General features: G+C 59.7%; 17 protein-coding genes and 2 pseudogenes. 3 read left to right on the forward strand and 16 right to left on the reverse strand.

What is annotated here, in order from left to right; translation table 11 throughout:
• Positions 1 to 221 precede the first annotated feature (221 nt).
• The 6 genes and pseudogenes from CDQ92_RS20845 to CDQ92_RS10545 form a co-directional block, all read right to left on the reverse strand.
• Positions 222 to 349: pseudogene (locus CDQ92_RS20845) on the reverse strand (transposase); the annotation flags it as partial.
• A gap of 86 nt (positions 350 to 435) precedes the next feature.
• Entirely contained in the window at positions 436 to 1,026 is a 591-nt protein-coding gene (locus CDQ92_RS10525) for a mobile mystery protein B (protein WP_088441296.1), read from the reverse strand.
• Complete coding sequence (locus CDQ92_RS10530) at positions 1,023 to 1,487, reverse strand: mobile mystery protein A (RefSeq protein ID WP_088441539.1); 465 nt, start codon at positions 1,485 to 1,487, stop codon at positions 1,023 to 1,025. Before CDQ92_RS10530 ends, CDQ92_RS10525 begins: the two co-directional genes overlap by 4 nt.
• A gap of 93 nt (positions 1,488 to 1,580) precedes the next feature.
• Positions 1,581 to 2,066, reverse strand: a complete 486-nt coding sequence (locus tag CDQ92_RS10535; RefSeq protein WP_088441297.1) for a hypothetical protein — start codon at positions 2,064 to 2,066, stop codon at positions 1,581 to 1,583.
• Positions 2,067 to 2,603: 537 nt separating this feature from the next.
• A pseudogene (locus CDQ92_RS20850) lies at positions 2,604 to 2,756 on the reverse strand (transposase); the annotation flags it as partial.
• A 501-nt stretch (positions 2,757 to 3,257) separates the two neighbouring features.
• Positions 3,258 to 9,113 carry an autotransporter domain-containing protein gene (locus CDQ92_RS10545; protein ID WP_158213821.1) on the reverse strand — a complete coding sequence of 1,952 codons (5,856 nt, stop codon included), beginning with the start codon at positions 9,111 to 9,113 and terminating at the stop codon, positions 3,258 to 3,260.
• Positions 9,114 to 9,498: 385 nt separating this feature from the next.
• Here CDQ92_RS10545 and CDQ92_RS10550 point away from each other — a divergent pair, with 385 nt between their 5' ends.
• Entirely contained in the window at positions 9,499 to 11,748 is a 2,250-nt protein-coding gene (locus CDQ92_RS10550; RefSeq protein WP_088441299.1) for a sensor histidine kinase, read from the forward strand.
• On the opposite strand, the gene CDQ92_RS10555 is transcribed toward CDQ92_RS10550, so the two are convergent.
• From CDQ92_RS10555 to CDQ92_RS10570, 5 genes are all read right to left on the reverse strand, one after another.
• Positions 11,734 to 12,351: a response regulator gene (locus CDQ92_RS10555; RefSeq protein WP_088441300.1), complete on the reverse strand. Its 618-nt coding sequence runs from the start codon at positions 12,349 to 12,351 to the stop codon at positions 11,734 to 11,736. The genes CDQ92_RS10550 and CDQ92_RS10555 overlap by 15 nt on opposite strands.
• 537 nt (positions 12,352 to 12,888) lie before the next feature.
• On the reverse strand, positions 12,889 to 13,017 hold the full coding sequence (locus CDQ92_RS21825) for a hypothetical protein (RefSeq protein WP_268239131.1): 129 nt from the start codon (positions 13,015 to 13,017) through the stop codon (positions 12,889 to 12,891).
• A 174-nt stretch (positions 13,018 to 13,191) separates the two neighbouring features.
• Positions 13,192 to 14,385: a Fic family protein gene (locus tag CDQ92_RS10560; RefSeq protein ID WP_237246121.1), complete on the reverse strand. Its 1,194-nt coding sequence runs from the start codon at positions 14,383 to 14,385 to the stop codon at positions 13,192 to 13,194.
• Positions 14,386 to 14,811: 426 nt separating this feature from the next.
• Complete coding sequence (locus CDQ92_RS10565) at positions 14,812 to 15,003, reverse strand: hypothetical protein (protein WP_088441301.1); 192 nt, start codon at positions 15,001 to 15,003, stop codon at positions 14,812 to 14,814.
• Positions 15,000 to 16,109 (reverse strand): Fic family protein, encoded by a 1,110-nt coding sequence (locus CDQ92_RS10570; protein WP_088441302.1) that lies wholly within the window; start codon positions 16,107 to 16,109, stop codon positions 15,000 to 15,002. The genes CDQ92_RS10565 and CDQ92_RS10570 overlap by 4 nt, the downstream gene beginning before the upstream one ends.
• A 290-nt stretch (positions 16,110 to 16,399) precedes the next feature.
• Here CDQ92_RS10570 and CDQ92_RS10575 point away from each other — a divergent pair, with 290 nt between their 5' ends.
• Positions 16,400 to 16,666 carry a hypothetical protein gene (locus CDQ92_RS10575; protein ID WP_144035743.1) on the forward strand — a complete coding sequence of 89 codons (267 nt, stop codon included), beginning with the start codon at positions 16,400 to 16,402 and terminating at the stop codon, positions 16,664 to 16,666.
• 78 nt (positions 16,667 to 16,744) lie between these two features.
• Positions 16,745 to 17,398 carry an outer membrane protein gene (locus CDQ92_RS10580; protein WP_088441304.1) on the forward strand — a complete coding sequence of 218 codons (654 nt, stop codon included), beginning with the start codon at positions 16,745 to 16,747 and terminating at the stop codon, positions 17,396 to 17,398.
• Positions 17,399 to 17,461: 63 nt separating this feature from the next.
• On the opposite strand, the gene CDQ92_RS21140 is transcribed toward CDQ92_RS10580, so the two are convergent.
• From CDQ92_RS21140 to CDQ92_RS10600, 5 genes are all read right to left on the reverse strand, one after another.
• Complete coding sequence (locus tag CDQ92_RS21140) at positions 17,462 to 17,626, reverse strand: hypothetical protein (RefSeq protein WP_158213822.1); 165 nt, start codon at positions 17,624 to 17,626, stop codon at positions 17,462 to 17,464.
• Between the two features lie 338 nt (positions 17,627 to 17,964).
• Positions 17,965 to 18,591: a hypothetical protein gene (locus CDQ92_RS10585; protein ID WP_144035744.1), complete on the reverse strand. Its 627-nt coding sequence runs from the start codon at positions 18,589 to 18,591 to the stop codon at positions 17,965 to 17,967.
• 623 nt (positions 18,592 to 19,214) lie between these two features.
• Positions 19,215 to 22,316, reverse strand: a complete 3,102-nt coding sequence (locus CDQ92_RS10590) for a helicase-related protein (protein ID WP_088441306.1) — start codon at positions 22,314 to 22,316, stop codon at positions 19,215 to 19,217.
• 1 nt (position 22,317) lies between these two features.
• Complete coding sequence (locus tag CDQ92_RS10595; protein ID WP_088441307.1) at positions 22,318 to 25,227, reverse strand: DUF1156 domain-containing protein; 2,910 nt, start codon at positions 25,225 to 25,227, stop codon at positions 22,318 to 22,320.
• 11 nt (positions 25,228 to 25,238) lie between these two features.
• Positions 25,239 to 25,718: a DUF7680 family protein gene (locus tag CDQ92_RS10600; RefSeq protein ID WP_088441308.1), complete on the reverse strand. Its 480-nt coding sequence runs from the start codon at positions 25,716 to 25,718 to the stop codon at positions 25,239 to 25,241.

A 25,718-nucleotide genomic window follows, 5' to 3' on the forward strand; every position in this document is an offset into this window, starting at 1 on the left:
CAGCCGGGCGTCTGCGCCCCCACTTCGATTGGCGGCAGCCGTCCAAAGCGGATGCCGGATCATCGCGCGCCCAAAAAAGAAACAATTACACCCAAATTGAGACAGTCAGCTTCTAAGTTGTAGGTTGCGGCGATCGAAAGCGGTCGTTCCCGGATAGTGGCTTGGTCACGCCCCGCTCACATTTCCGACATTCAATGCTTTGCTTTGCTGTGTCAAAGCCTGCGCGTAACCGTTTCTTCATTAAGGAAGATGCCGACGACGTCGGTGCTCCGCTTGATCTCGCCATTGAGGCGCTCGATCGGATTATTTGATGCAGCTTGGTGCGATGCTGCGCTGGGAAGGCCATGTAACGGCGGAAGCTACCCCACGACCAGGGATCCGAACCGCCGGTGCGCGAAGTCTATTCTGGAGATTGGTGTTTTAGAGCGCGCGCGATTAGGCGCGTGAAAAGGTGATGAGATGGTCGTAATCGCCAGCATCGGCGGATTTGAGCGCAGCAATATACTCCTTTCGCGTCTCAGATGGATCGACCAGGTTGACCCGGCCCCATGTGAAGCGTGACTGGCCGAGCTGAACAGCGAGCAAATCAGCTATCAGGCGCGAGAAACGCCCGTTGCCGTTCGGATAGGGATGAATAGCCACAACGCGGTGGCTGAACCGCACCGCGATTTCGTCGGGCGGGAACGTGGCGTGCTCGACCCAATATTTGGCGTCGTCGATCACCTGATGCAGTTCGACCGAGATGCGATAGGCATCGATCCCGATGTTCCGCGGCGTCGTCCGGTACCTGCCGGCCCATTTCCAGACTTCGCCAAACATGCGCTTGTGCAGCGTGTTCAGAAAGTCTCGATCGAGAATGTCCCGTTTGCGCGAGCCTAGCCAACGAATCGCGTCGGCAATGTTCGCAAGTTCGGCTTCATTCAGTTCGGCGCGGGTCGTGATATAGGACGGAATGAGCTGTTCGCGTTCTTCCGCTTCGAGCGGTGTGTTCGCGCCGTCATCTCCTTCGAAAGGAGGATCGCTCATTCCGAGTCCCACAAGCGACGATTGAGCGTCGTCAGATACACGCCGATCAGCCGTCGCTCTTCATCGTTGAGATCGTCTGGCGTCACCGCCTGATTTTCGAGGCGCATCGTATGATTGAGATGCACCAGCTCGTTGCGAACCTTGCGGGCCGCCTGATCGTGGAGAAGCTCGTCGAGCGGCTTGGTCGGAACGAAGGCATAGACCAGCTCGCAGTCGAGGGCGGCTGCGGTATCCCGAAGGGTCTTCATCGTGATGGCGCCGGTGGTTTCAGCTTTCTCGATCGCGCTCACACGGCTGGGAGCCACATTCATCCGCGCGGCGAGCTGGCGCGTGGTCATGCCGAGTGATTCCCGAATCGCTTTCGTCCAGCCGCGTGGCGGCGTGACGATCCGCTCATCGCGGAGCGGGTTTAGTTTTTTATCGAGGCTTTTCCGGGCGAGTTTGGCTTGACTGTCGCTCATATATATGTCCATTTCGGAAGAAATTTAACATATATATATGAGCATATCAATAATGAACCGACACTCAAGTATGAGCAAATATTTGGATCTTGCTTATACATGAGTGAGCGAATTTTGGTGGCAGCGCGCGGGGTGCCTCAAAAAGCGGCTTGAGGGACCGACTTGAAAAGGGGCGCAACCGAAGCGCCCCTCGCCTTTCCCTCCGCATAATATTTCGCTGCCGGCGCTTATCAGATCGCCTTGGAGCATCGGTGCAGCGAAGGCCGTCGTAACACCTCGCTCGGGGGCGCCTTTTTTGGAGGGAAAGGCATATTTCAAGCCGTGCATAATGAATTCGAGCATATTACGCCGGTTCGGCTTGATCCGCCCGTGGCTGCGGATCGCCAGTCCGGCGTCAACGCTTCGATCGAGAGATTCGCTGATTTCCGTTTTGCTGATGTAGAGTGCCAGGCCCAGTTCGCGCACCGAAAAAGGATCGAACGAGACGGCAACGCTCGGTCGGGCTCTGTCGAGCGCGCCCAGCTCCTGCGACTCCAAGCTCACCCATTTGAGCAACACGAGAATATCCTGGCTCTCCATCTTCTATCTCCAGGCGTCCGCTGTCCGCGGACAGAGGACATCTGCTGTTTTTCCTTTGTGTGTCAATTATCCGATCATTCGCCACGCAGCCGCTGATCTGGCTCACGAACCTCATCTGAGAGCGCTGTCGCATCCAAGCTGACGGTACTGTGCTGGCACCTGCTCACCAAAGACGCCGACTATCGCTGAGCGAGACCTGCGCACATCGCGAATAAGCGCAGGACCATGGAATTCAAGGCTGGCAGACCGCAGGCAAAGGGGAACAAGCCTGGCCCGGCTACGCCTATAACATCAAGGCTCTGCGCTATCAGGAAATGGAAATCGCCCGTCGCGCCGAGCAGGCCTATGAACAGTTCGTCGCCCGGTGGGAGACCCGTCCAAAAGAAAAGGTGCGCGGACGCTCCAAACCGGCAGGGCTGTGAAAAGGCGGCCTGACGGACCTTGCAGCCGGAGTTCCGTTCTTAGCCACGGAGTCGCCCGCGCACAAGGGCTATAGCACAATTTTGCACGGAAAGCTCTTGTCCATTTCATCCGTGGGTGCAACTTGGTGCGATGCTGTGCGGGGAAGGTCATGTAGGCTAGGACGTCTTCTTCGGCGCTGTCCATAAGGACCACCAGCTTGGGCACTGTCGGCCTGAGCTGATCGGCAACGCTGCGCCACTGCGCCTTGGCCGCCATGGCAGCATGATCAACCCGGCTTGGCCGGAGATCGCTAAGGCTGCGCCGGCGAACCTACACCATCAAATGGGACACGATCAGCGCAACGGCGAACATACTCGACGGCGGCTTTTGGGATCGCATTTCAAGCGACCGAACGAATACCATGAGGCGCGTTGAAGTTGGAGTGCTTATCGGCTCGATTTGGCCGATACCGTTGAAAAAGTCGGGCTCTGTAATTTTCTGTCGTCGCGATGAATCATTGGGCCAAATCTATCGGCGGTGATGAATCGATGCTGCTCGGCAGCGTCTAACTGCGCACCATTGGTTCAAGCCGTTTCCGAAGGCCGTCTTTTTCAACAACATCCGCCAATCTCGGTCAATCCGCCGTTACGTGAGAAGTTCAGGATGCAGTCGCGACCACCTTGTAGGGAACGGCGCATAAGCCAGAATATATGGCCAAAAAAACGAGGCCGGTGCGACTAAAGTCGCCCCGGCCTCTGCTGCAAGAATCGCTTCTGATTGGGTCGCGTATCAGAAGGCGATGCGGGCAGTCACGCGTGCGCCATGGGTGTTGCGATCCGATGCCAGGGTGCCGCTATAGGCAGCGCCAAGACGAACCGAGCCCGTGGTAAATTCGAAACCGGCTTCGACTTCGGCAGAGTTTTTCGGCAGCGCCGTACCCAACAGCCCATACCCGGTGGTTCCGGAGACGAAGCGCGAAGCGATCACCGCGCTGCGGTCATCGAAGGCGCGGTTCCAAGCCGCCGAGGCGTAAGGCTGGAAGCCGGGTTTGCCGAGATTGAACTGCACCCGTCCGCCCAGGCTGAGGAAGGTCGCCTTCTGATCGGCCTTGCTGACTGCCAGCGCCGCGGTGCCGCCCGTTTCGGTAAAGGCATCGCTGCCGGTGTCGACATGCGCCAATCGGGCAAAGGGTGTAACCGCGGCGTTGCCGGTGACAATCGCATAGCCAAGCTCACCGAAGATTTGCAGCGTATCGGCGTCGCGGTTCGACGTCAGCGTCTGCGCCAGCGGCGCTATGGTGATGGCACGCGAAGTGTCGATATCGTGCCAGGCGTAGCTGACCCCCACGGTACCGCGCAGACCGGTTTCGGCTCCGTAGGTCGCGTGCGCCGCAAGATATTTGCTGTCGACTTCGGCGCGGTCGCTGCGGCCGTCCAATTGGAATTCGGAACTGCCGATACCCGCCGACAGAGCAGCGGCGAAACCATTGCCGCCGATGCCGACGCCGGCGACCAGGCCCTTGTGATCGGTGTTCATCGCCGCGCTGCCGCGGTTGGCGTCAAAATCGCCCCATCCGCCAAAGGCCGAGCCCCAGACAAAGGCGCCGCTGTCCTGCGGTGCAGTCATGCCCATCAACGCATTACGCAGATGGCGGCTGTCGTCGGTCAGGCCGCTGATCGAGCTGGCGAGGATTTCGCCCGAAAGATCGGTGAAGCTTGTCTGCGCCGTAGCGGCATTCTGCACCAGTACTGCTTCGAACAGCGGATTGTTGATGCCCAGCGCCTGAACCGCGCCGGCGACACCGACCTGATTGACGCCAATCGCGACATCGGCAAAATCAATGTCGTTGCGGTACAGCGACAGCGTGACGGCATTGGGGCTGTAGCGAAGCAGCGGATTGAGGAAGGCAAGATCGCTGGTCACCGACCCGAAGGTGCCGCTGACGCCCGTTGCACCGGTCAGGATCACATAGTCGGTGCGCGGGTTGTAATTGCCATTCTCGGCCAGCACCGCGACGCGAGCGGTGTTGGCGATGGTCACCGTGCCGGTGGCATCGATCCGGTCGGCAGCGCCAGCCGCATTGACTTCGACTTCATAGATCGCGCCCGCCCCGAAGGCGAGATCGCCGTTCACCGTGAGCTGTCCGATCGAGTTGCCAGGAGCGATCACCCCGCCGCCGTCAACAGTCGTCGGACCGACGCTGCCGTTTCCGCCGAGCGTACCACCTTCATTGACAGTGACCGGCGAGACGATCGAGCCGTTGACCGCCAGCGTGCCGCCATTGACCGACGTCGGGCCGGTGTAGCTGCTGTCGCCGGTCAGGTTAAGCGTGCCGTCGCCTTCTTTGACCAGGCTGCCGTCGCCCGTGATGTCGCCGCCGAACGCGCTGTCGCCTGCCTGATTGACGGTCAGTTCGCTGTCGCCGATGACAACCGTCGATCCTTCGTCGCCTTCAAGCCCCGCGATCGTCTGGTCCTTGCCCGTGATATCGAGCGTGCCGCCTTCGCCGAGGTCGAACTCGGTTTCGGGGTCAATGGCACCGCCGATACGGACCGCGCCGCCGAGGATGTTGGTCACCCCCTGAAACGCATAGTCGCCCATAAAGGTCAGCGTGCCGTCGCCGAGCTTGTCGAGAATGCCGCTGCCCGAGAAGCCGCCGAGGAAATCATAATTGTCCGAGCGGTTGAAGACAAAGCGGCCGTCGTTAACAATATTGCCCGAAAAACTGCCCTCGGTGCCGCCGGCACCGAGCTCGAAGAAGCCATCGCCTTCGGTCCGCACGTCGCCTTGGAGCAAGCCGGTGAGTTTCAGGCCACCATTCGAGATGATCGTCCCGCCGCTATGCGCGATATTCGCGGTGTCGACAGTGAATACGGCGTCGCCAATCAGTTGCAGACGACCGGTCCCTTCGATCGTCAGTTCATCGAGGTCCGACACAACTTCATTCGTTCCGAAGTTCAGAACGAGCAGGCCGTTGGTCCGCACCACCGGCGTTTCGATCGGTGAGGTGCCGCCTGCTTCGCCCAGGTCGACCTCATTGACTTGCAGCGTGCTGTCTTCGGCGATCGTGACGCTGTCGAAAGCGCCTATGACACCCGACGTCGACCAATAGCCCGCGGCCACGTCGAGGGTTTCGAAACCATTTGCCGCGGTGAGCTGCTGCGCTTCGGTAAGTTCGAGCACGTCGCCATCGAGCGTCAGGCCGTCATCGCCGTCGCCCGCATCGACCGATCCCGTGATTGCGCTGCCCGTCCGCAACGTCACGCTGTCGTCAAAGCTGCTGAGCGTCACCGCAACGCCCGCCCCGCCGATGAGCACGCCAGCATTGTCGAGGCTGGTCTGGGTGAGCGAGGTGAAGGCTGCGCCGGTCGTGCCGATGATGCTGCCAGTGTTGACCAGCGTTACGGCGCCGCCTGCTTCGCTCGCCACGCCGGTCTGGCCGCTGATGCTGCCGCTGTTGGTCAGCGTCATCGCACCATCTGTGCCATGCGCGACGCCAGCGGTGGCACCGCTGATCGTACCGCTGTTGTCGATATCAACCGTTTCGAGTCCGGCGTTGAACTGCGCCCCGACCCCATTGGCGCTGGTTATGGTCCCGCTGTTGACCAGCGTGCCCGTCAGCCCGGCATCTTCGCCGTTGAACTGGCTCTGGATAACGACGCCGCCCATATCGCCCGAGATCGACCCGGCGTTTTCGAGTCCGCCGCCGCCCGACAGGATGACACCGAACCGGTCGCCGGCAATCGTGCCACCGCCTGCGTTCGTTACGGCCGCGGCATAGTCCTCCGCCGGCTGCCCATCGGCACGAAATATCGATATACCATCGGCGCCCAGCGCGCCGCTGCCCGAAATCGCGCCGCTGTTGCTGACGCTGCCGCCGCCGATCAGCCGGACGCCGTCATTGCTTTCACCCGCGATCGTCCCGCTGTTGGTGACCGCGGTGCCGTCAGCGAGAAAAACGAGCTGATTCGTCGCATTGTCGAATAGATAGACCGTGGTGATGCCCGCGCCGGCGCCACTGATCGTGCCGCTGTTGGTTACGCTCGAATTGGCGGTGCCAATCGTAATGCCGGCATCGGGCACCGCGTCAAAACCGTCATAGGTGCCTTCGCCGCGGATCGTCCCGGCATTGTTGACGACCAAGGTGCCGCCGGCGGAGCCGTAGACGCCCGAGGTGCCGCCGGTAATGACACCTCCTTCGCGGTTCGTGATCGTCAGGTCGGCCAAAGACCCATGGAGGACGCCAACCGACTGCTCGCTGGCGATCGTGCCGCTGTTGTCCAGCGTGGCGGAAGACATATCGCTGCCAAAGCCGAGTCCATAGCCATTGCCGTTCTGGCCGAGCGACTGTTGCGGGCCAGTGCCGGTGATCGTCCCAGTGTTGACGACGCTGGCGGTCAGCCCGCTGCGATCCTCGTCGGGATCGGTGTTGATCGCGGTCCCCTGAATGAACACGCCGCCGACAACGCCCGTGATCTCGCCCGCGTTGGCGAGGTCGCCGCCGCCGGAGAGAATGACACCAAAGCGCGTACCGCTGATTTCGCCGCCATCAGCATTTGTGACCGACGCACCATAATCTTCGTTGGCTTGCGCAGTATAGGCGAACATTGAAATGCCGTCGGTGAAGTCGCCCGCCAGGCCGCGGATTTCGCCGCTATTCTCAATGCTGCCGCCGCCGATCAGGCGCACTCCGTCGTCATTCTCACCGATGATCGTGCCGCTGTTGACCACCTGGGTATCGATCGCCCTCCCTTCGACCTGACCGGTCGCGGCGTTGAAATGACTCGCCGTGGTGATGCCCAGACGATTGCCCGAAATGGTCCCGCTGTTCGTGACCGAGCTGCCGCCATCGGTAATTGTGACGCCTGCATCGGGGGCCGCGTTGATGCCCTGGTTGGTGCCATTGCCGCGGATCGTCCCGGCGTTGGTCAGGGTGAGCGAACCGAGCACCGTTTCGATCCCCGACCGCGCGCCGGTGATCGTGCCGCCTTCGGCATTGTCAATCGTGATCGCCGTGTCGCTGGTGGCGTTGACATGCACGCCGTCGCTGGCGCCGCCGCTGATTGCTCCGCTGTTTGTGACCGAGAAGCTATCGAACTGCCCAAAACCGACCACGCCGTCGCCAAACACCCCGCCGCCGCCATTGCCGCCCATGATCGAACCGCTGTTCGTGACAGCGCCGCTGACCGGCGTACCGCCAAGCCCGTTCTGAATGATGATGCCCGCGCCGCCGCCCGCAATTTCACCGGCATTTTCAACCGTGCCGCCCGAAGACAATGTGACCCCTGAGCGCACCCCGGCAATCGTTCCCTCGGCGCTATTGGTCACCAGCGCGGAAAATGTTGCCAGATCCTGCGTCGCCAACGCAAACATCGATACGCCGTCGGCCTGCGCGTTCAATTGCCCGCTGATCGTGCCGCTGTTGATGACACTGCCGCCGCCCTGCAGCCGGACACCGTCGTTGTTGAGCCCAATGATCGAGCCGCTGTTGGTGACCGTGGTGTCGACCGACCGGTCCTCGAACACACCCGGGCTGACCTGGAACGGGTTGGTGGTGATCCCGAAAGTGCCGCCTTGGATAGTGCCGCTGTTGGCGATCACCGCGCCGGAGGTCGTGATATTGATCGCAGCTTGGGTGTTGCTGCGAATCAGACCGCTGTTGTCGACCGTCAGTGTCCCGGCGTTCGACGTGATCGCGGGTCCGTTACCCGTAATCTGGCCGCCGACCGCATTGTTGATAATCAGCTCGCCGCTGTTGAGCCCGATGAGACCGCTCTGTTGTCCGGAGATCACACCGCTGTTGTTGATGATCGCGGTCGCAAGCTGCTGGTTGGCGAGTAAGCCAAGGAATCCTGTGACCGTCCCGCTGTTGTTGAGTGTCGCGATCCGGTCGGGCTGGCTGGCATTGGCGGTCAAAATGATGCCGAAGGGCGAAACGTTGGGCGTCGCCGGATTAAACGTCCCGGTACTGCGGATCGTACCTGAATTGTCGATGGTACCACCACCGGACAAGAGCACGCCGAACAGCTCCCCTTCGATCAGCCCGGTCTGGCTGTTGGTGAGCGATCCGATCCCGGAAACGCCTTCCGCGACCGCCTCGGGGTACTCAGCGAGGACCACGCCGATGCCCTGCGCGCCGTTGCCGATATTGCCGTTCAATCCTTGAATGATGCCGCTGTTGACGAGGTCGCCGCCACCGATCAACGCGACGCCGCTCCCCGCCTCGCCGCGGATCAGGCCCGAATTGGTAACCGTCGTGTTCGTAGTCAGCGCTTCGGGGGACAAGTTGTTGCCCTCTTCGTCTTCGCTGAAGAAATAGGATGTGCTTACACCATTGGCGGCACCGGTGATCTGGCCGCTGTTGGTGACTGTCGAGCCCGGCTGGGCAATCACGACCCCGCCGCTGGGCCGGTCGTCAATGCTGCCATAGCTCTGGCCGTTGCCGCGAATGGTTCCGGCGTTGTCGATGACGACTGGGCCATTGTCGGCATAAACGCCAATATCGTCACCTTCGACCGTCTCGCCCTCTGCGACATCAACCTCCAGCAGTTCGGGTGTATCATTGTGAATGCCAAATACTTGCTGCGCATTTGCGGGCGATGCCAGATTGGCGATCGACAGGCCGACAATGGCACTGGTGGCCAACAAACGAGATTTCGACATACGCGACATAATAAATGCACTCCCCAAGGCGTTGCGGGTACGGCGAGACCGTTCGCTGAAGGGCACCAAAGCCCCGCAGCGTTCTCGCTTGCTCCAAATTTTGCGACCCCCTGCCGAACGGCCAATCAACACCTTCGGCTTCGTGCCCGCTGCCTAGGTGCTGGCGCCCGCAAGCGTCTACCCAATGTTTTTTAGGGTAAATTTGCGACGAAGCGTTTTCACAACGCTTGCGCGCGGACGCGCCGCGCCGTTACGGCAAGCCGATCGCCGGGGGGCGGATTGCCGGCGACGGAGGGTGAATGGGCAGGACCCCGTCAGCCGAACGCCAGCCTATGCGACGTCCCTCATCAGATAACGAGGGCCGCTGATGAGATTGTTGCTAGTGCTACTGACTCTCGCGCTGATGACAGCGTTCGGGCGACAGGACGCCGTTGCTGCCGAACTTCCCGTCCTGGACCTGCGCGCCGGCGAAGATGCGGCAGCGCTGGCGCCCTTCGTCCGGTTCACAAAACAATCAGTTGGGACCGAAGCGCCTGTGCTGGCGTCGATTCTTCGTCGGCCGTTGGAGCAGATTCAAGGGTCGACCATCCATTTCGGTCCGCCGGGAACCAAGACCGTTGTGCTTTTAAAACTGCGCAATAGCAGTCCAGCGCAGGGTAGCTGGATCCTCACGACAGGCCGCGGCTCGCTCAAGCATTTTCGGCTGTTCGAGGCGGAACGTGACCGCCTCAAATTGCTAATCGATGGCACCAACTCGCGAGATGCCCAGCAGAACCTTGGAACTTATCAGGCATTCAGCGCCGAGCTGGTGCTCGATCCCGCGCAGGAAAAGCTGATCCTGATCGAGTTTCTGTCCGAAAATTCGACGTATATGCCGCTCAGGATCGAAACCTACGGCACCTTCTTTAAGGACCGGCGCGCGAATATCTCGATGGTATCGGCGGTCGTGGTCGGCGCGCTGACACTGCTGCTCTTGAACTTTCTGTTCTTCTCGATCACCGGCTTCAAGGAGTTTCTGTGGCTGGCCGTTGCAGAGTTGTTCTTCGCACTGAACACGGTGCATTCAGAAGGCTATATCACGATCTTCTTGCTTTACGACAAGCCGCTTACCGGCGTTGCGGTCGAGGATTTCATCAAATGCGGGTTTGCCGCCGCGATGGCGCAGTTTGGCCGCAGTTTCGTCAATACATCGTCGCTTTTTCCACGGCGTGACGCCGCCTTGAGAGCACTGATCGTATCGGCGGTGATTATCATGGCGCTGCAACCGGGGCTCTCCTTATATTCGCCCGAATTTCGCTTCTTCCTGCATCTGGCGAGCTGGATCGTCGCGGTGGCGGTCGCGTTGTTCCTGCCCTTCGTCGGTTATGCGGCGATGAAGCAGCTCGGCTTTCAGCTTTGGCCGCTATTCGTCGGCTGGGCCAGTCTGGCGCTGTTCATTGTCTACGCCGCTGTCGCCTCAATGGGCATATTCAGCTGGCTGCCGATCAACTGGCATCTGGCCGGACCGGTCGGTTTATTCGAATCGGTGATGGTAACCCTCGCGCTCGGACTGAACCTCAAGAAGATCCAGTACGACAAGCTGGCGGCCGACGCCAACTATGCACGCTCGCTTGCCGAGCAGTTGGCCACCAGCGAACGCGCCAAGCGCCTGGCCGAGGAGAAAGCCTTCGCGCTGGAAACGGTCAACAGTCAGAATGCGCTGCTCCACGCCTCGGGCCATGACAGCCGGCAAGTCATCCTGGCGCTGAACAGTGCCGTCGCAGTCTTGAAACGCGACGATCGGCAGGATGCTGATGAGGCCTTGGTCGACATGCTGCAAAGCTCCGCCGATTATCTAAGCGAGATCATCTCCACGACGATCTCGGGCGCAAATATCGCGGCAAGCGCCTCCGATTTCGTCGCACTCAGCAGTTTTCGAGCCCAAACACTCCTCGAGCCGCTGTCAATGATGTTCAAAACGCTGTTCGCGAACAAAAAGCTGTCGCTCGATGTCCACATCGAGGGCCCGGTGACGCTGATCTCCGACAAACCGCTCCTCATGCGCGCGCTTGCCAATTTGTTGAGCAACAGTTGCAAATATACTGATGTCGGCGGTGTCACGATAAGCGTCGCGTTGGAAGGGGCGCGCGCCGTCATAACGGTTCGCGATAGCGGCAGAGGCATACCTCCCGACGTCGCCGCTGCCCTCAACAAAGGCAGCGCGACGCGGATTCGCGGGGACGACATGGGTTCAGGAACCGGGTCGGGGTTCGGCTCGGCCAAGCGCATCATCGAAGCGCTGTGCGGCTCGCTCGAAATCATCTGCTCAAATCCGGAAGGCACCGAAATCCGCATCATCCTCCCCGTTGCGACCCGAACGATTGTTCCCCTATCCCCCCAGGAACTCACGGTAGCGCTGGACGGATGGCACATCCTCGATTTTGATCAGCGCGAGGCGTTCGAAAACGGACTGCGTGCCCCGGACGCAGCAAAGGATCGGGTGATCGCACTCACCTATGATGACACGACCGTGACGCGCGGCCGTCTCAGCAGCATTGTCGCAATGGTGGTGATCAAGCCGGCATGCCGCGAACTGCTTCGCCACCCCCTGCTCTCACCGCCGTCAAAGCAAATTTAGCTCGTTCGCTCGTTCGACAATCTTGCGATTGTGCGTGACGTCGAGTTTTCGTCGAAGTTCGGCGATATGGAAGGACACGGTCGGCGGCGCGATCGCCAGACGGTACGCGATTTCTTTGTTGGTTTCACCCTGCGCCAGATAGTGCAAGATAGCCATTTGGCGCGACGTAAGTGCAACCGGCGGCTGCTGAAACTTTCCAAGTGCCTCGCTGATATGCGGAGAAAGATAGACGTCCCCCGCCAAGGCGGCATCGCAAGCAGCGACGATATGATCGAGCGGGTCCGCCTTTGCCACGATAGCGCGCGCCCCGAGCTTCAACGCCGAATGAATTTCGGCAATATTGGTTTCACCGGTCAGCACGATGACGGTCATATCGCGCGAGCCGACAATCTCGGCCAACACATTGACCCCGCGCACGTCGGGCAGGTTGAGGTCGAGGATGACGAGGTCCACCGGTTGCGACTGAACAAAGGCATTCACGGTCGCGCCGTGGTCCAGCGTGCCGACAACGGCGTAGCGCTCCAAAGAAGCGAACAGGTATCGCAGCCCGCTCTGGGTGATGCGGTGATCGTCAACGATCAAAATGTCATGCCTCGTCGTCATATTGGATCACTGCCCCCGGCCCATCTTGTCCGCACATTTCCCTTCGCGCCGCAACCCGAATTAATATGGGGCAGCTTCGCGCCTCAGGCCGAAGCCGGAGCACCGAGTTACAGACTCGAATCATGCCGCGCTGAAAATCGTAACAAGAAAGGCTCCGCCGCAATTGGCAGATCCTTTCCGGCCAAGCGCCAGAATTTACGCCGTCGAACAACTGATCCTCCCGCTTTTCCGGGGTAGTGCAAAGCAGGAAAGGACCGTTTGACGACGCTGGTTCAGGCAATGCGCGCTGTGCCCGCGGTTCATAAGCGTAACGCTGACCCGGACGCAGACCTCATGCAGGGCTCGGCTCGATCAACCACGTCCCCACGCCGTCGCGAGCGAGCGTCAACAGCAGAATTGGAGTGCATTTCGGCCAACCTGTGGATCAGCGTCAGAGTGAAACCCCACTCTGACGGAGGCTATAACTTTGATTTTTATTCCTTAACTGGCGCAAGGGGTGCCGATAGGCGCCGTTCGAGCCCTAACCACACCCGATTGTTACGCCAATTCAAAAGGATCGATCATAAAGCGGGACGGGCCAGATCCAACGCCGATCCACACGCGCAGAAAATCACCATCGGCGCTCTTCCCAACCAGCGCATTCAAGTCCATCTGATCATTGGTCATCGGTGTTCTCCGTAAGTTGAGTTTTGCAACACAAGCTTACCGAAGGTCGCCGATGACCACCCGCGAAACTGACCGGACGCTACAGCGCTTTTTCGATTAGCGCGTGTCCGGTCAGCTTCGCTACCGGCAGAACCTACACCAAGGCCCGGGGCACGACCTCGATAGACCGATGCCTTACGTATCGTCCCCAAGCTCCGTACCGATCCGAAGTAAATTAACATAGGCTGCGTAGGCAAAGCTGCGATCTCGACGTCTGCCGGTTGTTTCCATCAAAACCCCCACAGACATTAGCGCCTCGATTGCCCGGATCGCGGTTGGCTTACTAATGCCAAGCAAGGTCATGGCTGATGCAACCGTGACGATCGGATGGCGGGGCAGCTCTTCAAACAACCTGACGGCTGAAACGGAAGCCGTATCGCTCGCCAGCAACCCGGCTCGATCTTCGCCTACGATTGCAAAGATATCCCGCGCCGAAGTCACCGCCTCGTCCGCGATGGTTGCTACCCCGTCGAGGAAGAAGTCAGTCCAGCCCTCCCAGTCGCCCTGCGTCCGCACGGCATCCAGTCGCCGGTAATATTCGGCACGATGACGCTTGAAGAACAGGCTCAGATAGAGCGACGGCGCGCGGAGTAGACCCCAGTGCTGGAGCAGCAACGACATTAGCAAGCGGCCTATGCGCCCGTTGCCGTCGAGGTAAGGATGAATGGTCTCAAATTGGACATGGACCAGCCCGGCTCGAATGAGCGGCGGCAAGTCGTCATCCGCATGAATATATTTTTCGAGAGCGCTCAATAATTCTGGCACGCGTGTGGGCGAGGGCGGTACGAATACCGCATTGCCCGGCCTGCTGCCTCCAATCCAATTTTGGCTGCGCCGAATTTCGCCGGGCTGTTTCGTCGCGCCCCGCACACCGCTCATCAATCGTCGATGTGCATCATTGAGGAGGCGCATGGAAATCGGAATGCCCGATGGGTTTGACAGCTCCTTTTGGACGTGATTCAAGGCGTCGAGATAATTGCAGACCTCTTCCACATCGGCATCTGGCAGTTTCAAATCGTCTGCCTCGAAGCTCAAAAGATCGAGGAGTGTCGCCTGCGTCCCCTCTATCTGTGACGAAATCACGGCTTCTTTCCGGACGAACCCATAGAGAAACCAGTCAAGCGACGGAACCATGTCGGTTGCGAGATCTAGCCGCACTAAGGCTTGCTCGGCGGCCCGCAGACGCCCATTAATTTTCTCGGATATTGCAAAGGCAGGATCGCGTGGCGGCAGGGCGTAAGGCAGGAATGCAGGAACATCCTCCCCGCCCGCGATTACGTTTTCATATGCGCCCGTTGTTCGCTTCGTCATGGTAGCCTGCAATTCCATATGAAGATAGGAACGACACTATGTCTTTCTCCGAGTACTAATAACGATATCGTGACTTATTGCACACGAAAGTCAACCATTCGTTACTAACGCTCGCCGGTGTGACCGAAAGGTCTGGCCGACATAGGTGTGGCTCGGCATTGGAGCTGGCCTCTGCCACTTTACGATCCATCCTCTTGAATTGGCGTAACAAATCATGTTTGGTCGGGGCCCCGAACGGCGCCTATCGCAACCCCTTTCATGCGCCAATTTAGGGTTAATAATCAAAGTTACAGATTCCGTAAGAGTGGGGTTCCACTCTGACGCTGACCCACATTCTTTGCTACGCTTCTCAATGGCGACCATCGTGGAGAACGCGAACGTGAACGCCCAGATGATCGTGGATTTCAAATTGGCAACATTCCGCCAGCCAAGTTCAGAAGGCCCTTAAACGCAGAGCGCGCTGTAGGCGGTCGCAGTGCCGAACACTGCAATCAGCTTGGCTGGAGCAGGGCTTTGACGATGCGGATCATTCCGCCGCCGAATCCGGAAAAAGCGGATGCCGGCGAATAGCGCAATCGCGATCCAAGTGACCGTCGCCCACTCACGCGGGTTTAGAACATCCAGCCAGTCCGTCATGCTTCGATCTGCGCAAGTGAATAAGATGTGCTGCGCCCCCCGGCCTCATCGCGAACCAAGATACCTTTAGCGACCAAATCGGTGATGTCGCGCGCAGCGGTGTCTTGCGATGTCTTGGCGATCTTCGCCCATTTGGAGCTGGTGAGCTTGCCTTCAAAGCCGTTTAGCAGGCGGTTGAGCATGTCGCGCTGGCGATCGTTCAATGCGGTTCCCGCTTGGTGTTCCCAGAAGCGCGCCTTCTGCATAACCGATGCGAGGATATCGTCGGCGCCGTCGAACGCTCGATCCAAACAGTCGAGGAACCACGATAGCCAGGACGTGATATCCAGCGTCCCTTTCTGCGTCGTCTCCAGCATTCGGTAGTAGGCCGCTCGCTCCCCGCGAATTTGCGCCGACATGGAATAGAAGCGTCGATTGCTTCCTTCGGACCGCGCCAGCGCCATGTCGGCGATGGCGCGCGCTGTCCGGCCATTGCCATCATCGAGCGGGTGGATGGTGACAAACCAGAGATGCGCGATTGCCGCCTTCAAAACGGGATCGATGCCCTGATCGGCTTCAAACCATTTTAGAAAGGCGTTCATTTCACGCTTGAGCGCTTTGGCGGGCGGCGCTTCATAGTGAACGCGTTCACGACCATACGGGCCGGAAACGACTTGCATCGGCCCTGTAGAATCGTCGCGCCAATCGCCAACGGTGATCTTGTTCATGCCGCTTCGCCCGGTTGGAAACAGAGCCGCATGCCATCCGAACAGGCGTTCGTCGGTGAGAGGTTCTTGAAAACGCTGCGTTGCGTCGAGCATCATTTCCACAACGCCTTCGACATTGCGGTCAGAGGGAATTAAGCCCGCAATGTTGAGGCCGAGACGACGCGCGATCGATGAACGCACCTGATCCTTGTCGAGTTTTTCGCCCTCAATCTCGGATGATTTCAGAACGTCTTCGGTGAGCGTATGCAGGACCGCTTCTTCTTGAAGCGGGAAACCGAGCGCTTCCATGCGACCCAAAAGACGGCCCTGACGATGACGGACCTCGCCCAGCTTCTGGGCAAGGGCTTCAACGCGCCATTGGAAATTTGGCCAGTCTTTCAGCTCATAGATGTAAGTCATAATCTCCGCACCTTATGCGGAGATTGTATCGCATAATCTCCGCATGAGGAAGGGTTAATCTCTGCATCCTATGCGGAGATTAGGGCGGCTATTCTCCGCGTTCGAAACTAGGGTGTGAATCGGCGTCCAAAGCAGCCCCCCATGTTGTCCCCGCTAAGAGACTGACGTGATTGGAGAAAGTCGGTCCCTGGTGGGGTCCCAAGCGGCACCGATCTCCTGGAGTTAGCGGTCACAAATTACGCCATACCAATGCCTTGGAAAAAATGAACAGGTTCCCGCTTTGGACGCCGATGCACAAGCCAGCGGCACGGCTACGCGGGCAACGTGCGGGCCTGACGCCACTCAACCAGGTCATCGCCGTCGAGCCGCTGGGCGGCCTGTACGCGTTCGTCGTGCGGCAGTGCTGGTCGGCCGAACATGGCGGTGCGCTCTGTGCGACGATCGGCGCCGTGCTCATAATCGACGGCACCTTTGCGTTGCGCGCGGCGGCCGAGGCATGCCGCGAACGGATGATCGCCGCCGATCCGGAAGCAAATCGCGACCATGTTGGTAGTTAATTCAATCTTTCCCTGCCCGGTATAACCCGTTATTTGGCGCCCCCGCGCCGATAGTGGCGTATCGTGGGGGGACATTTCATGAAAGCATATCTTTGCGCGGCGATTGTCGCGATCGGCATGGCCGCACCGGCGCAAGCCCAGCAGGGAGATTTTCCTAATTTGTGGATCGCGGCGACCGCCGGGTTCGACAGCACCCGCGCCAAGGTCAGCTATGAAGACAGCGGCGATCCGACGAATGATTTCGCGATCGACGAGTCCACCAGCGGCGTCACCTTTGGCGGCGCGCTCGGTTACGATATCCCGATCGCGCCGAGCTGGTACCTGGGAATCGAAGGCAGCGCCGATTTCGCCGACAACAAGCGGTGCGAGGAAGTGTTCGGCAGCGATGCCGCCTGTTTCTCGCTGAAGCGCAACTTGGCCGCCGGCGTGCGCGTCGGCACCGCGGTGGGCAAGTCGACGTTGTTTTATGTCGGCGGCGCCTATGTCAACGGCAAGGCCCGCGCCAGCTACACCGACCAGGTCGACCCGACCAACAACATCGCCGCGTCGGACACGCGCGACGGTTATCGACTTAGCACCGGGATCGAGCAGCGCCTCGGCGGAAATTTCTTTGCCAAGGCCGAATATCGGTACAGCGATTACAAGGATTACAGCGTGAGCGACGGCGTCGAGAGCGTGTCGCTGGGCTTTGACCGCCACCAAGCCGTCGTCGGCTTGGGCGTCCGCTTTTAACCGCAGCCGAAACTAATCTGGCGCTGGGCATGCCGCGCGCGATCCGTGCGCCTTCGCTCGGCGTCAGATCCGCGCCACCGCGGCGCAGCCCCAATCGCCCCACGCCTCGATCGCACTATCATATTCGGCGGCGGCGTTGCTGTCGGTCAGCACCGCCGGGATGATCGCGGGCTCGGCCTCGCCCAGCCATGGATATCTATCGGAAAACTCTAGACCCGCGTGGTCCAAGGTTGGGTAGCCGTGCAAACGCGGCTCGACTCTAACCCCAGCTGGAGCAAAGCAGGGGGCCACGTCATCGAGTCAATTATCGAAAACAGCTTAGCACTAAGCAACCGAAATATAATGATAAACACCGGCTGGCTGGGGCGGCAGGAGCCTTAGCCAGATTTCCGCGCCCCAGCAAAACCGCCAGTTCCAGCCTCTCAAGCGGCGCCGCTTGATGCTTCTCTGTAGCAGTCCTCTGTAGCAGTTCGTCAATGGGTTTTCGCTCGACCGATTGTGCAGGGTCGAGGTCGAGCACGATCGGGGAAGGTCGGCGGCTCACAGAGATCGAAACACATCGAAGCTCAGGCAACCTTCTCGCGCAATTTGCGCCATTCAACCTGCCGCCCGGTGACCAAGTCGGTGTTCGCGTTTGCCTTCCAAAATGCAAATATGTCGGCGTCACCATCAAGGCGTTCGAGATGGGAAACTTGAGTGGTCGCCTCCTCCTTCATTGGAGCCTCGAGTCCCGCGGCGCTTGAGGCGTCCCCCTCGATAACATAGTCGAAGCTCTTAAGCTGGCCGGCTTCAGCTGTGACGCCGCCGTCGATGAAGAGCAGTTTGTTGCCCGGGGTTACCGCAACGCGAACTATCTCAGGTCCGACTACCTCATAGTAGGCTGGATTGTGCGCGATGGCTGGATGGCACAGCAGATGTGGCGGAGCGATTAGTGCCGTTGGCACCGCGAAGCTCAGAGTTGTGTCTCGAGCTGCAAGTTCGCCTTTATATACGGGAAGTTCCAATGTGCCTTCCACCCGGCGATCCGACGTCGTTTGATATGATATCGAGCCAAACGAACTCATCGCAACCCGCCGTAGGTCATTCTCGTCTCGGATGCTGGGCAGCGTCGTAAAGTACACGCATGCTACATTCTCGAGTTCGCCAGTGCCCGCCAGGTTGCAGGAACTGGACCAGAGTTCGCCGGAATTCATGATCGATTTTGCATTTGTGGACCGGGTGTGATGGAACAGGTCCAGCGCAAAGTCCCCATCGGCCAGCTGAGTGCAACTGCCCCCTACCTCCGGAGCCAGGGGCACGTTTTGGGGCCCAGCGTATTCGCAGCGGTACAGCTGCGCCCCACCGGCAAAGGAGCGTAAGTGACCGTCGGACCGAATTGTTACCATAACACGGACAGCATTCCGGGCCCGGGGTGCAGCCACGTCCACGCTGAACGTAGCCTCGTGGTACCCGCGCGCTAAGGGCGAACCGAAGCTAAGTTGAGGAGGGCCAAAGAAGCTGGGTAGGAAGAATTTGGACCCACCGAAGCCTATGAGAACCTCGGGAATGAAGTAGGATCGGCCACGAGCATGGCAGAGCCGTATTTTGATCACCCCCTTATGTTTCTTATTGCCGACGATCCCGGTCGAAGGAGAGAAGCGGACTGGCGGGCCGGCTAGATTGCCCCAAATGTCTGGTCGCGCGTCCAAACCATTACCTCCTGTTCGCCGCAGGCGAGGAAAATATCGCTCCCGCTGGTGTTGCGAGGCCCTCGAAAACCCTAAGCTGGGTCCATCGCGGCTGCAGATGTCTGGCTCGTCGCCTCCCCATCCAGCCGTCAAGCGCCCGCTGTCAAGCGTTCGGGTGCGCCCTCGATCGGAAATGCTGCGCTTCCCGGAGTCCAGAAGTCTGTGTGATCGAAGTGGTTTGAATAGAATTCGCGCGACAGTGTGGCGCGGCGCCGGTGTCGGGAAATTGGCTCCTCAACTGCAAAGTCATCGCCATCGAGGCGCTGCAACTCATAACCGTTTGGCAGGAGACGCGGTTGTTCGACGATTGCCTTCAAGTCCTCGAGGGAGAGCGCTGGGCGTCCCATCTCGGGCATGTCACCGAGATCGTCGACGTCGTCGATGTCCACCGTTGGGGTGTCAATCGCGCTGATTGTCGAGGCAACCATTGCATCGACGTCGACATGCGCGCCCGCGAGAGCAAGCGATCCGATTTCCCGGCTGATCGCCGAAAGGATCGGCTGGAGTCCACCCACCATGTCCTCGAACAGTTTGATGCGGCCAGATAGCGCGAGGTAAACTTCGGTTTCGACGGTATCGTGATAATGCAGGTTGACGATCTTGATGCTCTCGAACTTCTGGCCCAGCCGGTCGATGCGGCCAATCCGCTGCTCCACGCGCATTGGGTTCCAAGGCATGTCGTAGTTGATCAGCGAACCACAAAACTGGAAGTTCAGGCCTTCAGCGGCCGCGTCGGTACAGAGCAGGATGTCCCCTCTTCCCTCGCGGAACCGCTTCTTAATTTCCGCGCGCGACACCAGCTTCCACGCCCCGTCGGGAAGTCGTATCTCGCCTCCGCGGCCCGAAAAGCAGATGACCTCACGCCCCGTTTGATCGGCGAGCCAGCCGCGCAGGCCGTCCATTGTGTCAGTGTAACCGGTGAAAACCATCGTCTGCTGGTAGCCTTCGGCGGCCAGCCGAGTGAGTTCGTCCCTGAGCGCCTGCGCCTTGGTGTCGATTGGCAGGGTTTCCAGGTCAACGAGGATGTCGCGGATCGCGGCGCCCTCAAGCAGCCGACGGGCCACATCTTCATTGCCCCTAACTTCGTCCGAATCTACTTCTTCGCCGCTTTCCTCCAAGTCGAACTGATCGTCGTCTACCTGACGGTCCAGCCGCCCCTGAAGGCTACGCGCCAGCGCTGCGAAGCTCGACGATAGGCGCTTGCGATAGATCGTCAGTACGAAACCAATCGCGGTCCGCTTTGCCTGGTCGGCGTTCTGATAGGCCGACCGGATGAAGTCCTCGACTCTCTCGTAGATGTCGCGCTCGGCTGGCAGCATGTTGATGAAGCGATCTTGCACGTCGCGGACGGCTATGCGGGCTTGGAGCTTGCCTTCGGCCTGATAGCGACGGAGCAGTGAGCGAGTATGGCGTGACATCAGCGCCGCTACGGGGGTCCACCGCTTCATAATACGGACGGCAGCCGCCCGATCTTCCCCGTTCAGCTGTCGCCGCGGGATCGAAGCTGCGCCGCGGAGCGCGCCCAGGATCCTCCGCGTGCGGATGGTAGAAAGTGGTTGCCCGGCAGTTCCACCGCTCCGAGCTGCGCGCTCTGGCGGGAGCTCGCCGAAGAATGCTTCTGTGGCGCGGTATAGCCCCGCACAGTCTTCCATCTTCTCAACTGAGAAATGGGGAGCGGCAAGTGCCTCGAAATAGCGCTCATATGCCACGGCATCCCACTCGGGCGGAAGGCCGAGCAGCGAAAGGAGGTCGTACAGCTCCATCGCGTGTGTCTGGAGCGGCGTGGCAGAGAGGAGGATCAGGCCAGACGCGCGGTGGCGAAGATCCCGGAGCAAGCGCATCAGCATATTAGGATCGACCCGGCCGCCAGTGCGTTTCTGGCGGGCATGGTGAGCCTCGTCTACGATAACCAGGTCATACGGCTCGGCCTCGATCAGCTCCGGCCGCCGATCGCGGCGCCGTGCCAGATGGCTCGACATGATGACGAAGGGCTCGGCTGACCAGGCGTCCCTTGTTACCGGCGTGTCCACGATCGACTGTGTGACAGGATCGTACCGGCGGAAGCACCTGCCGTCGTAAATCGGCCAGTCCAGTGCGAATTTCTCGCGCAATTCGGCCTGCCATTGCGTGCAGACGTTTGCCGGGGCCAGAATCATCCCGCGCCGCAGGCGTCCCGCGAGCCACGCCTGGCGGATTAGCAGGCCGGCCTGCACCGTCTTACCGAGGCCGACTTCGTCCGCGATAAGCAGTCGGGGTGCATGATCCGCGCGGTCGCCGTACAAGCGGAGGAACGCCCGGCGCTGATGCGGCCAAGCCTCGACCGGCGAGGTTGCCTCGCCGACCCAAATGCCCCCCTCCACATCGCGAGCTGCGGTCCGCACCCGGTGCCAAAGATCGCTGCGTACATGATCCCAGTCTGGCGCAGGAATGACCGGCACTTCCGGCTCTGGCAGGATAACAGGTTCTGGCTGGGGCTTTTCACGAAGGCGTGTGGGCAGTTGGTCGTCTGGTGGAAGGAATTTCAGCAGGTCCAGCCGCACTGCCGTTGGCACGTCGTACGTTCGGATCCTGTCCGCCCGGTCAGCCCAGTAGATCGCGAATGAGCGGTCTTCTTCATCGACGTACTCGACATTGGGTGTCCACGATTTGAAAACGGTGAAGGTCTCACCGTTGTTCATCCACCCCTGTACCGTCTCGTTGATCGAGCCAGTGAAGGCGATGCGATCTCCCGTCTTGTCTTCGATGATCCCGGTTTTCTCGTGAAAGATCGCGCTGCCGCTGACCGGCTCGCGCGTGACGAGATTGCAAGGAAGTGCAACGCGCACCTCCAGCATCCCACGAGAAACCAGCCAAGCGAGCAACTCTAGTGCTTCCCGCTCGCTACTCGAAACCGTTTCGGGCGGACTCAGGTCCGCCTTGGCGGCGACCACGTCGGCCAACGCCATGCCGCGTTCGATCGCCTCTACCTCGCCATCGTCCAGGGTGCAGCCGACCAGCAGCCGCATCTTGCCATTGTTGAGGGCGAGATGCTCGATCCCGCGTGCGGCAAGCGCCAGGCTGCCCGCCCGGAAATATCCGGTCGTACGATCGTAGCGGATCGCCGAGGACAGCGCCGGGATCCAGAACCGCGACACCAGATCGCCGTCCTCGCGGCTGTACTTCAGCTTCCATGTGCGATCCTGCAGCAGCATCTCACTCTTCCGCCATCAGCTCGCGGTAGAGTTCCAGCTGTTGCGGTTCGCCTATCTCACCTTCATAGGCGATGCGGCGCAGCTTCTCGAGCGCGTCAAAGTCGTCCGCTGCCGGCTTCACCGCCTTGTCGGCGTCGATGCCGGAGAAGGTCTTGGACGGCGGCAGAACTTCGAGCAACGCCTCAAGCGCCACCTTGAACTCGTCCTCCTGCGCTACGCCGGCGTCTTTCAGCATTTCCTGCGCTGCTTCTGCGCCGCGCGTCCGCATGACGTGGGCGGCGTGATGGAGCGCGTCGATCATCCCGCGTGAGCCGTCTGCCGCACCGATCGCGCCCTTGGCGATGCGTGTAGCGGAGTCCCAAAGTTTGATTTCGGCGGCCTTTTTCTCGCCCAGCCTGCCGATGACCTGCGTTTCCAGATCGACACCGACGGCGCGGGCCAGGCGAAGGGCTTCATCATAAGGGAAGCTCACCGCCTTGAATGCATCCCAGGCGAGCACGTAGAATGCTGTCGGTCCATCCATGTCGGCTTGCGCCTTGGCCGAAGCGAGCTGAGCAAGGCGCCAAGCCTTCACCTCGCGCCGCGCCGCGTTGAGCGCATCTTCGGGCCTCACAGCGTAGGGATCGAATACCTCGAACAGGTCGCCCTGAGTGCGCCGCTTCTTCTTCGGCTCGGGCGCAGGGGTGCCGCGGGTGAGCGGCCAGTGGCGTGAGAAAGCCTCGAGCGCAGGGCCGAAACTGGCGAGATACAGATCAACGCCTTGGATGCCCGCTGCCTGGAATTCACCGACCCGCGCACGGACGGCCTGGGCAACTTCTGGTTCCACATCTTCCCAATACATCGTCTCGCCTTGGGCCTCTGCACGCGGGCGGCAGACGAGGAAGATGGTCGAGTTGGCTGCAGCCTTGTCCTTGATGTGCAGCGATCCAGAAGCCTCGGTGTTGACTGGCCAAGACGCTGTGATGACAAAACCAGCGTCCATCAGCGACATCGCCAGCGCGTCCCAAGCCCCGGTATCCTTGTGGGTGAACATGACGGTCATGATGCCATCGTCCTTCAGCACTCGCCGACATTCGGCGAAGATGCCTTCCATCTTCATGCGGTAATCGTCATCGGCCAGCCGAGCCGAACCTTTTTGGCCCTTGAAGTGCGCCTTGTTGGCGACCGCCTCTGCATCCTTGTCAGCCAGTCGGCGGGTGAACAGTTCAGGCACCACTAGGCCAGCAGTACGCTTCAGCCAGACATAGAAAAAATCGGATAGCTCAGCGTACATGACGTTGGCGCCGTAGGGAGGGTCCATGACGACGGCATCAATAGATTTGTCCGCGATGTGCGGCATTGAGGCACCGGACCCATTGCTTATCTCGATGGAACCTCGTTCATCGGTTGTCGAATCCAGCATGTCGCCGCGTTTGTTGGCCGCGACCATGTCGATCAGCTCTCTCAGAGCTTTACTTGTTGCTCCGCACGCCCAATCCGCGCTCATGTCCTCTGTGAGAAGCGACATCTCGACATGTGACCAGCAGAAAGCAAAATCGTGCCGATTAAATGTGTTAGCAGTGACTTCCCTGGTAGGCATCCAAACCGACATGCGGCTGTTATAGTTCAGCATTTTGTCAAGCGAAATGGCAAGGTAAACGTATGCAGCAGATCTCACATCACTTAGCTGGTTCACCTTGCGATCTGCTTCAACCATCTCTCGAAAGATTTCCGAGCTAATGCCGTGGACTAGGAGCTGGCGAGGCGAGAACATGTCTCGCCATAGTGGCATGCCATATTGGCGTGGGCGATCATCGTTTGTGTTTTCGGGATATGCTTCCGTTGGGACTGCATCTAATGTGTCCCATTCAGGCAACTTTTCGGCGAGTTTTTCAGCGATTGTCGCCCCATTGTCGTCAGTTTCACCCGGCGACCGATAACCGCGTATCCATTTTATTTTGTTCTTGCCTGACTTAGATTTCGTAATCACTTTTCGTTTGTACGCGACGGCAAAAAGTTGTTCCCCCATCTGTCCTGCTTGAGCCTGTCGTTTAATGTCATCACCGTTGATCGCTCGACCGCAGTCCGGATATGGACATAGACCATCTCCGCCAGCCACAGTGCCGCCCGACTGCTTTTCGAGCTGGTCCACGATATCAAAAGAGCAGTAACGGCCTTGGTCACCGATACCGCCACCCGTATGCGGAATAATGCGCGCGCCCGTACCACCAGGAGTCAACCTCCAGTTTGGGGCAAGCGGTACTTTTCCGGCGCAATAGGGACATTGAATGGTGCGGGCCCAGAGATAGTTCGTGGCAATGGCCATTTTATCGGGCTCGACTGGAAAAAACGGCGCAATGCTCTCGTTCCGCAGAAGCACGAATTTTGCTGATAAAGTATCGAACTCTTCACGCAGCTTGGTGCCGAAACGGCGAGGAAGGTCTATCGTCGCCCGTTGAAGCAGCGAAGCTACCGGGTTAAGATCGTTTGCGTAAACGGACAATCCAAGTCGAACTGCTTCAAGGGGAATCGCGCCCCCGCCAGCTGTCGGATCAACGATGCGGATTGTTTCGGACAGCTCAAAATTGTCATGAAGGAATTCTGCTGTCGGATTAAAACCGAAGGCTCGGGGATAGGAATATGCTGCTCCTTCGAAGCGGACTCCCCGTTGCCGAGCAGCATCGATCTTACGTCGACTTGCGACGGGATCACCATGAATGCCGAGCGCATGCTTGAAGGCCTCGCGATCTGCATCTTCGGGCAAGATCGACGCCAGAACTGCGGCCCGCGACGCCACTAGCGGCCGTCGCGCCCACCAGACATGAAGCCGGTTCGGCGCCGGAAATGGAGTCATAGGAGTGCGCTCACGGACGCTCTCAATGCCGATCTCCGCGATAGGCAGCCAGCGTTCGATAAGTCTAGTGGTCTTCATACTATTTCCGATCAGCGCGAAGGCGCAGTGAGGAGGATGCGGAGCGCAGTCAGCACGCGACGCGGATTCTTGCGGTGAACAGCCATACCCAGCCAGTAGGCGGCCTCCTGCCGAGCCATGGCCTCGATGCCTTCTGCCACCACGACCATCGCGACGCGCGAGCGCATCGGGGCGAGTACGCGGAACAGCAGGGCCAGCCGCAGAGCTGCATCTTCGCGGATCGACGTGCGCAGCCCATCAACCGGCATTACCTCGAGCCGGATGCCCGCCTCTTTCAGCTTCTTGAGGATGCGGATCTGGTTGATCTCCAGGTTACGGCCAGCCAGGCCTGCAACGCGGACCGGGATGTGAATATGAGGCGATGCTGGCGAGGGCAGTTGCCAGATTTCAACTTGTAGCTCGTTGCCGGCGATCCGACGCGCGCGAACCTCGTAAGATGGTTCGATTGTGGGGAGCGTCACGCGCTCAGCCCTTGCTGTTCTGGATGCCAT

Source organism: Sphingopyxis bauzanensis (assembly GCF_002205675.1).
Lineage (GTDB): Bacteria > Pseudomonadota > Alphaproteobacteria > Sphingomonadales > Sphingomonadaceae > Sphingopyxis > Sphingopyxis bauzanensis.